This window comes from Flavobacterium sp. ENC (assembly GCF_020991415.1).
Taxonomy (GTDB): domain Bacteria; phylum Bacteroidota; class Bacteroidia; order Flavobacteriales; family Flavobacteriaceae; genus Flavobacterium.
In genome coordinates this window covers 263,219-276,052 of record NZ_JAJMOY010000001.1, presented here as the reverse complement: position 1 = coordinate 276,052, position 12,834 = coordinate 263,219, and the positions used below count along the sequence as shown (strand labels likewise).

At 34.4% G+C, this 12,834-nt stretch carries 8 protein-coding genes; all 8 read right to left on the bottom strand.

Translation table 11 applies throughout. The features are described from left to right. Window positions 1–16: 16 nt before the first annotated feature. The 8 genes from LPB89_RS01105 to LPB89_RS01070 all read right to left on the bottom strand — a co-directional run bounded on the left by LPB89_RS01105 (window position 17) and on the right by LPB89_RS01070 (window position 12,756). Window positions 17–1,243: a DUF4249 domain-containing protein gene (locus tag LPB89_RS01105; protein WP_230699892.1), complete on the bottom strand. Its 1,227-nt coding sequence runs from the start codon at window positions 1,241–1,243 to the stop codon at window positions 17–19. Window positions 1,244–1,341: 98 nt separating this feature from the next. Next, window positions 1,342–2,562: a DUF4249 domain-containing protein gene (locus LPB89_RS01100; RefSeq protein WP_230699891.1), complete on the bottom strand. Its 1,221-nt coding sequence runs from the start codon at window positions 2,560–2,562 to the stop codon at window positions 1,342–1,344. A gap of 11 nt (window positions 2,563–2,573) precedes the next feature. Next, entirely contained in the window at window positions 2,574–5,351 is a 2,778-nt protein-coding gene (locus LPB89_RS01095) for a TonB-dependent receptor domain-containing protein (RefSeq protein ID WP_230699890.1), read from the bottom strand. 4 nt (window positions 5,352–5,355) lie between these two features. Continuing rightward, window positions 5,356–6,126: a hypothetical protein gene (locus tag LPB89_RS01090; protein ID WP_230699889.1), complete on the bottom strand. Its 771-nt coding sequence runs from the start codon at window positions 6,124–6,126 to the stop codon at window positions 5,356–5,358. A gap of 195 nt (window positions 6,127–6,321) precedes the next feature. Further along, on the bottom strand, window positions 6,322–8,064 hold the full coding sequence (locus LPB89_RS01085) for a hypothetical protein (RefSeq protein WP_230699888.1): 1,743 nt from the start codon (window positions 8,062–8,064) through the stop codon (window positions 6,322–6,324). Next, on the bottom strand, window positions 8,052–9,266 hold the full coding sequence (locus tag LPB89_RS01080) for a DUF4249 domain-containing protein (protein WP_230699887.1): 1,215 nt from the start codon (window positions 9,264–9,266) through the stop codon (window positions 8,052–8,054). Before LPB89_RS01080 ends, LPB89_RS01085 begins: the two co-directional genes overlap by 13 nt. Before the next feature lie 2 nt (window positions 9,267–9,268). Further along, window positions 9,269–12,019 (bottom strand): TonB-dependent receptor, encoded by a 2,751-nt coding sequence (locus LPB89_RS01075; protein WP_230699886.1) that lies wholly within the window; start codon window positions 12,017–12,019, stop codon window positions 9,269–9,271. An 11-nt stretch (window positions 12,020–12,030) separates the two neighbouring features. Beyond that, window positions 12,031–12,756 carry a hypothetical protein gene (locus tag LPB89_RS01070; RefSeq protein ID WP_230699885.1) on the bottom strand — a complete coding sequence of 242 codons (726 nt, stop codon included), beginning with the start codon at window positions 12,754–12,756 and terminating at the stop codon, window positions 12,031–12,033. Window positions 12,757–12,834 lie beyond the last annotated feature (78 nt).

Sequence of the window (12,834 nt, the reverse complement as noted above, 5' to 3'; positions counted from 1 at the left end):
GTGCTGGTTATTCGTTTTAATCTATCCAAAATAAAGGTTTAATGTTAGATGAAATTTTAGTACAGTCACCACAAGGTGCAGGAGTAAAAACATAGGTAGTGTTATTATTAAGAGCGGCAAAAAACACATACTCTGTTCCGGCCCCTGTAACTATCGAATATATTTGCGGCCCTCTGCAGAATTTGTCTGTAAAACAGTTAGCCAATGATATTGTCTGACTGCAATCTGCAATAAAAGGCGGGTAAGGATCGTCTTTAAAGATATCCCTGAAATTAAAAAAGATTCTTTTTGATGAAACGGACGATACTTCAAAATAGCCAATTATTTTGTCGTCGGAATTATCATTTGATTTTAAATTACCATAATTAAAACCCGGCTGAACTTGTGATAAAAGACTTGAGGAGGTGGAAAGGTTTTTTAAAGTTTTATAATAGGTATATGAGGCCAGATTCTGAACATATTCACGGACTACAATGCTGTATCGCTCGTACAGGATCGGACTTTTTACATCTATAAAACGGATTGGCAGATTGATTCGGTCCTCACCAAGGCCTACGTTGCTGATTAACAGCAAATCATCTGATTTTTTAGTGGTATAACAAACTCTTGATTCTCCATTATCTCTGGGCACCGTCAGATACGTAAAATCAGGACCCGGATTGCTTGGGTCTAAGATTAGTTTATTGGGTTTCCAGTCGGGAGATACTATTTTATAAGTTTCGTCATATTCGAATCTGTAAAATTGTGATTTTGAAGCCGGGTCATAACTGGTCACTACTATCTGTACCCCTTTTTGGCCATCGATTGTTTCGATTTTAGGTTCCACCTGTACTTCAGTAATAGGAGTTAAGGTTTCTGGTTCAGACGAGTACGATTTTCCGTCAGGGGTTGTTATATTCAGTTGGTATGATTTTCCGGGAACCGCCTGAAAAGCAGTGTTTGAAACATAAAGACCAGAGAATTCTTCAAATTCAAATTCATACGTATTATTATCGCTATCGGTGATGAAGACAGTTGCTCCTTTTTCAGGAGTTGGGCCATTTTCCTCCAGACGATAGGATCGGGTGATTTTTACTTCCTGTTTTTTTAATTCATTGGTAAGGATTGCCTGAACAACCGGTATGCTTTCAAAGGTGTTGGTTTGAAAAGCATATTGCTCGGTACAACTGCTCATAAAAAGGCAAAAAAGTACTAAAGCAATTGTCCTGCCTAAAAAGTTGATATGTTGAATTATAAATTTCATAAGTAGGTAATTTGTATTCTCTTTTTTTATTCTTACCGACATATTTGGTATAGTAACTAAATGTGTCAGGTACTGCTAATTATTTTATTTGTTATTTTTTAGTCTATCCAGAATAAAGGCCTGATGTTAGATGAAATTTGTGTACAATCACCACAAGGTGACGGAACAAATATAATTCTTTCCATATAGTCCTGAGATCCGTAAAATATAAACTCTCGCCCTAATCCCGTAACTATGGAATATATTTTTGGTCCGCCGCAACCCAAACCCCAGCAATTTAATAATTCAAGTGGAGCACAACTGAAAAAAAATGAAGGATGCTGTTCCGTTATAAAGATATCCCTGAAATTGAAAAATATTCTTTTTGATGAAATTGATGATACCTCAAAGAGGCCAATTATTTTCTCATTCGGATCATCATTTGATTTTAAATTGCCATAATTAAACCCTGGTTGTACTTGTGAAAGCAGACTGGCAGAAGTAGAAAGATTTTTTAAGGTTTTGTAATACGTATAAGAAGCTAAATTCTGAACATATTGGCGGACTATAATGCTGTAACGCTGCATAATAACGGGATCCTTGATGTTTATGAAACGGATGGGCAGATTGATACGGTCTTCACTAAGGCCTACATTGCTTATTAACATTAAATCATCTGATTTTTTTGTGGTGTAGCATATTCTTGATTCGCCATTATTTCTGGGAACAGTCAGGAAAGTGTATTCCGGACCCGGGTTGCTTGGGTCTACAATAAGTTTATTAGGTTTCCAGTCGGGCGCTACTATTTTATATGTTTCGTCATATTCGAATCTGTAAAATTGTGATTTTGAGCTGGGATCAAAACTGGTTACCCTTATTTGTACCCCTTTTTCTCCGTCAATGGTTTCGATTTTTGGCTCTACTTCAATTTCACTAACAGGAGTCAGGGTTTCCATTTCGGACGAATATGATTTCCCGTCTTTGGTGGAGAAATTCAACTGGTAGGATCTCCCGGCGACTGCCTGAAAAGGATTGCTGGAAACATACAGACCGGAGAAGTCTTCAAATTCAAATTCGTAGCTGTTGTTTTCGCTGTCGGTTACGTAAACGATAGCTCCTTTTTCGGGAGTTGGTAAGTTTTCCTCCAGACGATAGGATCTCGTAATCTTAATTTCCTGTTTTTTTAACTCATTGGTAATGCTTGCCTGAACAACAAGTATGTTTTCAAATGTATTGGTCTGAAAAGCGTATTGCTCCGTACAACTGCCCGTAGAAAGGCAAAAAAGTACTAAAACAAGTGCTTTACAAAGAAAACGAATATGTCGAATCATGAACTTCATTGTAATGAGTATTAAAATTTGACATTGTAAGTTATGGTAGGAATAGGCACCGAAAATATAGACGTTTTATATGCTTTTATCTCGCCATTAGTTGTTACAAAAAAGATAGAATACGGATTGTTTCTTCCTAAAACATTATAAATCGATATGTTCCAGAAACTATGCGACAGCTTTTTGATTTTATGGTTTCCTTCAATGTTAAATCCAAGATCTAATCGGTAGTAATCAGGGATTCTAAATTTATTCCTGTCACTATACAAGGTATATTCCAAACCATTATAGACATAGCTTCCTATCGGATAGGTAATTGGTCTTCCGGATTGGTATACAAAATTACCGGAAAGACTGTATCTTTTTGTGAATTTATAATTTAATACAGCACTTACTTCGTGTGGTTTGTCAAAGTTTGTCGGGAAATAATGGCCATTGTTTACCTTTTCTTCTGCAAACTGACTGTCTGATTTAATAAAAGTTCGGGCATAGGTATAGCCTAACCAGCCATTAAGGCTGCCTGTATTTTTTTTGATTAACAACTCTACTCCGTAAGCTTTTCCTTCTCCCTGAAGCAGCTGCGTTTCAGGATTTTTATTCAATAGCAATTCAGCGCCAACCTTGTAGTCTAATAAGTTATCAGATTTTTTATAATATCCTTCTAAACTAAGTTCTAATTTGTCATCGTCTAGGTTTTTATAAAAACCTAATGAAAATTGCTGTGCTTTTTGAGGCGCTATATTTAAATCAGACAACTTCCAGGCATCGGTAGGCGATTGTGTTGTATTGCTGGTTAACAGGTGAATGTATTGATATGTTTTGTCATAGCTGGCTTTTACAGAGAAATCATCTGTAAATAAATAACGGGCTGCAATTCGGGGTTCAAATCCACCGTATGTTTTAATCGCTTCATTTTTCTTGTAATATTGGGTTCCAATTACCGTGTTGTCATTAATGGGGGCATTACTTTGGTAAATTCTTTCCGTGGCTTCCCCCAGTGCAGAATAACTCGAATAGCGTAAACCCATAGTGATCAGTAATTTTTCAGTAACATTATAATTGTCTGAAAAATAAACCGCTGATTCTAATGCTTTTTCCCCGTCTATATTTACGGGAATTAAAGTGGCATCTTCCGGTTTTTTAGGATGCAGGTATCCCGGATCAACATTGTAAAGTTTGCTTGAAACACCATAGTTAAAAGCGTGCTTTTTATTTAAGGTATAATTTCCATTTAGGATACCCTGGGTTTCATTTAGTTTATATCCGTAATCAAACGAATTGATTCCTCCGTTGTCATAGTCAATATTGAATTTGTATTCACTATTCGTAAATATCAGATCCGCCTTACTTTTCGCGTTAAAAGAGTGATTCCATTTTAATGAAACCAATGCATTACTGTATTTATAGACAGAATCCGAAGAAATGCTAAAACGATCTTTACTGTAATATAAAGTTGTCTCAATATTATTGTTGTCGCTTATTTTGTGATTGTATTTTAGAATTCCATCAAAAAATGAGGCTTCACTGTTTTTTAAAGATTCATCTTTTAAACGTTTTAGAATCCATTCTGAATAGGTTCCTCTGACACCGACTAATAAGCTAGATTTGTTTTTTATTATAGGCGTGCTTATCGAAAGGTTACTTGTTACAGATCCGATTCCTCCTTCACCTGAGAATTTTTCAGGATTGCCATTTTTTGTGGTAATATCAAAAACAGAAGATAATCTTCCGCCAAATCTTGCGGGAATACTTCCTTTATAAATATCTACTTTACTGGTGGTGTATGGATTAACAGCAGAGAAAAATCCAAGGAAATGCGAGGTATTGTATAAAACAGCATTGTCTAAAAGTATCAGGTTCTGATCGTCTTTTCCTCCACGCACATTAAATCCTGCAGAGCCTTCACCAGTAGTTTTAATCCCGGGTAAGGTAGTGGCAACCCTAAAAATATCACGTTCTCCCAGGACCAGCGGAATGTTTTTTATTCCTTCGACATCTATACTGGAAACCCCGGCTACGGCAGTTTTTACATTTCGATTGGCGTTCTTATTAATGACTACTTCGTCCAGCTCATTGATGCTTTCGTAAAGCGTTACGTCCAGCTTGCCATCGTCATAAACCATAATCGGTTGTGTGTCTTTTCTATGGTTGATAGATTCTATCTCTATATAATTGAGGCCGTAAGGAACATCAATTTTATAATAACCCTGTTCGTCAGTTGTGGTACTGATGTTTTTATCACGCACTTTAATGGTTACGTTAGAAAGAGGTTTTTTAGTTTTCTCATTCTTTATGGTGCCGGATAAGGTGTATGATTTTAATTCTTCTTCTTTTTTCTCTTTCCCAATATAGGTTATGCCGTTACTGGTAGTATTTTGTTTTTTGCTATCGAGTTGTTGGTGAAACAAAGGTTTTGCTTTTTCCTTGTTTTCGGTAATTATTTGCGCAGTAGTGGCAGGTTCAAAATAATTATCGGGCAGGGAACTGTGGATGATAGTATTTTTTGTCAGTATTATTTTTTTATTGGTAATGAAGTAATTCAGGTTTGTTTTTTCGAAAATGACATTAAGCACTTCATCAATGGAAGTATCTGTGAAAGTCCCGTTTATTACAACAGTTTCAGATTTGATCCAGTTTTCATCAAAATAAAATTTGTAACCTGCCGCTTTTTCGAGACTTTCTATAGCTGTTTTTAAGTCGGCATTTTTAAATTCAATTGATATGTTGTTCTTTTTTTCCTGACTAAACGATAACGTATGAAAAGCTAATAAAAACAGGGCTAATATAATTTTTCTCATTTCTTTAATTGACTTCATTAGGGATAAGGCTGTTGATTTCTTTTATTAAATTTTCAATAAAAACTTTCTTATCGTATTCTTCTAATTGAGTATTAGAGTTATAGTATCTTTTTATTTCGCTTTTTTGCTCCGGAAAAATTTCAATAACGTCACTTTTTGAACTTATTTTGTAGTAGGCATCTTTGTATTTTAAGACATATTCATTTTTTTCTTTGAATTCATCAGAGCTATTCTGATTGGTTCCGTCAGAAATAGCCTTGGTATCAATAACTTTTGTTCTGTTTTTATGATGTTTGATATAAAGTGTAATGTTTTTTGAAAAAAGGATTTCCTGGTAATAACCACTCATGTAAGCCGGACTTGCAGGGTTATTGAAATTTATATTAATAAATTTTTTGTTGTTCAGGGTAAACCAGGCTGTTTTCTCTTTAATCAGATTAATGCCCAGATAATCATATTCGCCAGTAGCCTTCAAAACTATGATGTCATTATTGATATCATATTTAAGATCCAGATTGTAATAATTCTGATCCTGATATTTAAGATCTCCTTTGCTGTAGTTATTGGAGAAATAGTAACTATGACTTTTATCCAGCGTCCTGTAGAGATTAACATGACGCGGGCCATTATACAGTTCTAAATTTTGTTTCCCCACTGATTTATCAAACCAGCTGTGTAAGGATGTAGTATTGTTTGTCTGACTGTGTATGGCTTGAATATGTAAGAATAATCCAAATAAGATAAGGAAAATAGATTTATTTTGATAATTTTTCAAAATATTGTGTGATTTTAAGGATTTGATTTGATGATTTCAAAAGTATTAAAAAATGTGATAAAAATCACACAGTAACTGTTAAAACATACTATTTTCTTTTAATTTTTTAGTATAATAGTTTGTTTTATTCAAAGAAAGGTTTCCAAAAGGCCGATTTAGTAATTAGAACAGTTTATTATCCGGATATTCTAAAGATTAATTGGAATTGGATTTTTTCACTTCGATAATTTCCCTTATATAAACAGGCTTTCCACTTGCTGAAAATCCTTCTAACAATACCTCAAATTTTCCGGATATATCGGATGTGTAAAATTTAATACTGGAAACACTTAAATCGGCATTGGGTACCCATAAAAGCTGATGCCTGTAATCTGGGATTCTGGTATTTTTATTGTCTGAATAATCCGGTTGAAAGTGTTGTTTTTTACCCTGAGGCCTCAAAAGTTCCGGTGTTATTATAAAATTACCTTTTAGTTTAGTTTTATAATCTCCATTTTTTGTAGTAAACGCCACCACTCCGTTAAATGATTTTGAACCATAATAATAAAGTCCTTTTACCACATTGACTTTATAAATATTCTTAGGGTTGTAGGTGAAAAATTCGTTTAAATCGTCAAGAATAAGCCCGTCAACAACAACTAATGGTTGCGATGAGGATTCGTAATTTTCATCATAATCATATACATGCAAAGAATAGTTTTGATTGTTTTTTCTGAAAACCACTCCACTTATCACTTCTGTAATGGTTTCTTCCATGGTTGGAAATCTTGTAAAATCATCAAGTTTATATTCTTTAGACAAAGAACCATAAAACGGAGTAAAATTAGCAGGAGAAAGCAAACTGTCTTTTTTGATGTTGTAATAGGCGTTTTCTACCTGACTTGAAACCAGTCTTTCGGTTATATTTTTGTCGGAGTCGGGGTTGAATTTCAAATCAGGAAATTTTAGGTTAGAAAGATCCGCTTCCTTCTGTTTGTCCATTTCGATGCTATAACTTTCTTTGTTATATTCCAGTACCTGAACGATAATATTAGGGTTTGGATTTGCTTTTTCTATATTAAAGATAAATCTCCCTTGCTCGTCTGTTTTGCTAATTTTCGCATCATAATTCTTCCCTACAAGCGAAAGGCCAATTTGTTTATTTTTAATTTCTTCTGTTGCAGATGTTATTCTGCCGGAGATTATCTCTCCTCTCAATTCAGGCAAAACTAAATTTGAGTTATTAACGATATTACTGTAAGAAGTACTCTGATGTGTTGCCTGATAATCGCTAAAAATTATTTTGTTTTGCGCTAAAAAACCATCCGTTTTTCTAACCGAAATCATATAATTTCCTTTTAAAAAATCATCAGAACCGGCATTGACTTTTAGCTCGACTTGCTCCCGATTATTAAATATTTTGTTCTTTAAATCAAAAGAAATATTGTCATTAGTTGTACTTGACAGCACGATCTCTTGTGGATCGGTAACCGGATCAGGAGTAGAAACTGCCTTTTCCCTATAAGGATTTACAATATAGATATCAGTATTGAAAAATTCTTCAGCGCCATTATTTGACAACATCCAGTTTGTATACCCAATAATTTTATAAGTTCCGGTTTCTAAGGTAGTTGGAATAAAAAAATCGCCATTCCCGCTACCGTTTTCCAGAAATAGTTTATGAGTGACAACGGGTTTTTTATTATTGTCAATGAGTTCAAAATAAGCGACTTTGGTGTATTTTGTGGGTGCATTTGTGGTTTTGTCAACACAAAATATTTTATAGTACAACGTCTCACCTGTTAAGAAAGAGTTCGTGTTGGTGCTGATGAAAACCGACTCGTTTAAATTTTTGTCGATAGTTTTAAGTTCCGCTAAAGCATTATTTTTCTGAGCAAATACAATTTGCTGATAACTTAGTAGTAAAGTTAAACCCAATAAATATCTTAATCTATCCAAAATGATGGTTTTATGTTTGAGGAAAAGGAGGTACAATCTCCGCATTGTATAGTATATAATATAATTTTTTGAGAGTCGTCGGTTGGGAAAAACACTCTTGCCCGGGTTTTGATTAATTCTACTATAGTTGGGCCCTGACAAGTTGAATTTGGGCTTGTACTGTAGCAATTATTAAAGTAAAAATTGGCAGCTTCACCTTCGGGAATTACTATTGGGCAGTAATATTGGTATTCCGGAGATGATGTTTTGGGAAAAAGATCATTAAAATTAAAAAATATTCTTTTTTCGGAATAAGACGACACTTCAAAAAAACCAATTACTTTTTCACGCGAATCATCAACAGATTTGATATTTCCACGAAAGAAACCGGGTTGGGTCTGGGACAAAATGCTTCCGTTATCTGATATTTCTTTTAGCGTTTCATAATACGTATGGGCAGCAAGAGTTTGTACATATTGTTTTACCAGAATACTATATCTGTTTCTAATGATGGGGTCTTTGCTGCTGATGAACTTAACAGGGAAATTGCTCACCCGGTCTTCAGATAAGTCGTTGGTGCTTGTTAGTATTATTTCATTCGATTTTTGATCTGAATAGCAAGTTCGTGCTTCTGTGGTTCTTGGACTAAGAGTGACCACATTGCCAGCAGGAACAGCTTCCTGGGAAAACCACATAGGCGCTACAACTTTATAGGTTTCGTCATATTTATACCTGTAATATCTGGATGTACCCGTGGGGTCCGAACTGTTTACTTCAATTTCTACTCCGCGTATTCCATTTTTGGTTATTACATTTGGTACTACACTTCCAATCTGCGTCTGAGTGGTCAGTTTTTCTGTACCCGAAACATATGTTCTTCCGTTTTTGGTTATAATATGTAATTGGTATTGCCGCTCCGGGACTGCCTGAAATTTATCGACAGATACGTAGGAAGAACCAGTCTCGGCAAAATCGTATTTGTTTCCTAAATCATCGGTTACATTTACAATAGCCTGAGATTCAAATTGCGGAAAGCTTTCTTCCAGAGAATACGTTCTGGAAATTTTTACTTCGTGGTTTTTATATTCGTTTGTTAAGGTAGCTTCTACTATTATAACATCTTCAAAGTCATTGTTTTGGTAATTATAGGGCGTAGTGCAGCCGAAAATTGATGCTAAGAGTGCAATTCCGGGAAAGCTATACAGAAAGATCTTTTTCATCATCTTTAAAATTTAAAATTATAAGTAATAGTAGGTATCGGCATTCCAAAAATAGAAGTTTGGTACGCCTTTACCTGTCCTTCTTTCGTTACAAAAAAGATGGAATACGGATTGTTTCTTCCCAATACATTGTATACTGAAATGTTCCAAAAACTATGTGCCAGTTTCTTTATCTTATGATTTCCCTCAATATTTAACCCGATATCGAGTCTGTAATAATCAGGAATTCTAAATTTATTTCGGTCACTGTAAAGCGTATATTCTGCTCCTTCATAGGTGTATTTTCCAATAGGATAGGTAACTGGCCTCCCGGTTTGATAAACAAAATTAGAAGAAAAGCTGTAACGATGTGTAAATTTGTAATTCATCACAATACTTACATCATGAGGTTTGTCAAAATTGGCAGGGAAATAATTTCCGCCATTCACCTTTTCATCATTAAACTGACTGTCCAGTTTTATAAAAGCTCTAGAGTAGGTGTAGCCAATCCATCCGTTAAGTCTTCCGTATGGTTTTTTTAATAAAAATTCTACCCCGTAGGCTTTTCCTTCCCCCTGAAGTAATTCGGTTTCCAGATTTTGATTTAAAAGTATGTTGGCTCCAACTTTGTAGTCTAAAATGTTCTTGGAAGTTTTATAATACCCTTCAAGGCTTAGTTCTAAATGTTCGTAATCTAATGTTTTAAAAAGACCTAATGAATACTGTAATCCGCTTTGCGGTTTAACATTCAGATCCGATAATTTCCAGGTATCTGTTGGCGATTGTGTGGTATTGTTGGATAGTAAATGAATGTATTGAAAATTTTTGTCGAAGCCGGCTTTTATAAAGAAACTGTCATCAACAATATAGCGTAATCCAATTCTGGGTTCAAAACCTCCGGAGGAATTAATAACCTCATTAGTACCATATTTTTTTTCCTCTATTACTGTTGATGGTGTTTTTGGCACCCCATCCTGATAAATCTTTTGGGTTGCTGCTCCCAAAGGGGCATAAAACGAATATCTTGCGCCAATATCGAGCAATAATTGATCTGTAATTTCAAACTTATCCGAGAAAAATAATGCTGATTCCCAGCCTTTTTCGTCATCAATCCGTATCGGAGCTATTAATGAAGATTCGCCATTTGGGTTTAATTGTCCGGGATTAATTTTATAAAGTTTGCTCGAAAGTCCGTAAGTAAATTTATGTTTATCAGTATACAGCGTATTAAATTTTACATTGACCTGAGTTTCGTCAATTTTATATTTAAATAAAAATGATTCAGGAGTAGTGGATTCATAATCAATACTGAATTTATATTCGCTGTTGGTTACGTTAAATTCGCTGCTTGTTTTTTCATTAAAAGCATGTTTCCATTTCAGAGAAACCAGCCTGTTACTGTACTTATATAAAGAGTCAGGCGTTATTGTGTAAGCGTCTTTGCTATAGTATACAGTTCCTTCAACAGTATTGTTTTTGTTTATTTTATGACTGTATTTCGCAATTAAATCATAAAAAGAGGCATGGCTGTTTTTTAGGTTTTCATCGTCCAGGGTTTTTAAAATCCAGTCAGAATAAGTGGCTCTTCCTCCAACCAATAAGCTGGCTTTTCCTTTTACAACAGGAATTGAAGCAGTAAGATTGCTTGTTACGGGACCTAAACCTCCTTCACCGGAAAATTTTTCTGTGTTTCCATTTTTAGAAACAATATCAAAAACAGAGGATAATCTGCCGCCATATTCGGAAGGAATTCCTCCTTTATAAATGTCTACTTTGTTAATGGTATAAGGGTTGAGAGAAGAGAAGAACCCGAATAGGTGAGTGGGATTGTATAGCGTTGCATTGTCTAATAATACAAGATTCTGATCTTCTTTTCCTCCACGCACATTAAAACCGGACGAACCTTCACCTGCCGTTTTTACTCCGGGAATTGTCAGCGCAACTTTAAGAATGTCCCTTTCTCCAAGAACCAAAGGAATCGTTTTTACTCCTTCTGCTTCAATAGTGGTAACGCCTGTTATAGCAGTCCTGACATTCTGATTGCCTTTTCCTTTTACGACAACTTCATCCAGTTGGTTTATTTTTTCAGTGGTCGAAAAGTCAAGATTACCATTGCTGTAAATCATTATTTTTCGTGAGGCAGATCGGTAAAAAACAGATTCAATTTCGATAGTACTTATTCCGGTTGGAAGCTTTAAGCTGTAAAACCCCTCTGCATTTGTAATGGTACTGATAGAAGTGTTTTTTGCTTTTACCGTAATATCTGCCAGAGGTTTATTGTCTTTTAAGTCCGTAATATGTCCTGAAAGCGTATAGAAATCAATTTCAGAAGCTACGGCTTCTTTTCCAATTAAGGCAATTGGAGCGGTGGTATCTGTCTTGTCTTTTTTAACCGAATCATATTGTTGGAAAAAGATTGGAGTTTTGGATTTTTCAGTGCCTTTTGCGGTTTTTCCTTTGTATTTGTCGTAAATAATACTGTTTTTCGTTAGTATGATTTTAGTATCATCAATAAAAAAATTAAGCTCTGTATCTTCAAAAACTTTTGACAATACTTCCCCGATGGTTTCATTGGAATAATTTCCTGATATCAGAACGGTTTTATCAAACCAGTCCTCCTGAAAATAAAACGTATAATGGGTTGAAGCTTCTATTTTTTTTAAAACCTCGACCCTGTTAACATTACTGTAACTGATGCTTATTTTTGTTTGTTGACCCTGCGCATACATGAATTGATTTAAACCAAAAAATAATAAAATAATAGTAAATATTCTCATTGGGATAATTTCTACAGATTTAAATTGTTAATGTATCTCATTAGATTTTTGATAAATAATGAGGGGTCTTCCTTTTTTAAGTTTCGGTTCTTAAAATAAAAATCATTTATTTTTCTTTTGTCTTCAGGATATAATTTTATGATTTCTTTCTTATCATTTATTAAATGGAAGTCGTTGTCCTTAAAAAGAATATAATCATATTTAAGAAGATACCCGATGTAAAAAGCGTTCTCTCCCACGACATTGTTTCTCTCCTTGTAATATTTGATGTAAAGAATGGTGTTGTTAGCAAGAATCACTTCTTCGTAATAGCCTTTTTTGAGATTCGGCGAACTTAGTTCTTTTAGGTTGGTAAATTTTTGATTGCCAATTTTAAAAGAACTGACATAATCCTTAATGATATTTATTTTTGTAGTGTTAGATTCGGCATACGGCCTTAATACTAATTCATCGGCATAGATGTCATACTTTAAGTATAAATCGAAATAGTGCTGGCCATTGTACATAATACTGCCGTTTTTAAAATCATCAATATAATAGCGATTCTGATTATTGGCTGTTTTATCAAAGTTTAAATGGGCGGGTCCGTTTTTGAAGTCTAAAGATTCTATTCCAAGATTTTTATCAAACCAGTTATAAGTAGAAACTTCATTGTTGGTTTGGCTGTGAATATTATAAATGTTTAGGAATAATCCAAATAAAATTAAAAAATACAGGTTTTTTTGAAGTCTTTTCAAAGGATTTTTGGTTTTTGTGTTTTTGGTTTGGGTGTTTCCAAAAGTATCAAAAAAATATTATAAAACCATTTTTATTTA

Excerpts from the sequence above, each read along its gene's own strand:
- LPB89_RS01095 (WP_230699890.1), bottom strand. The coding sequence starts at position 5,351 with ATGAGAAAAATTATATTAGCCCTGTTTTTATTAGCTTTTCATACGTTA.
- LPB89_RS01075 (WP_230699886.1), bottom strand. The coding sequence starts at position 12,019 with ATGAGAATATTTACTATTATTTTATTATTTTTTGGTTTAAATCAATTC.
- LPB89_RS01105 (WP_230699892.1), bottom strand. The coding sequence starts at position 1,243 with ATGAAATTTATAATTCAACATATCAACTTTTTAGGCAGGACAATTGCT.
- LPB89_RS01100 (WP_230699891.1), bottom strand. The coding sequence starts at position 2,562 with ATGAAGTTCATGATTCGACATATTCGTTTTCTTTGTAAAGCACTTGTT.
- LPB89_RS01080 (WP_230699887.1), bottom strand. The coding sequence starts at position 9,266 with ATGATGAAAAAGATCTTTCTGTATAGCTTTCCCGGAATTGCACTCTTA.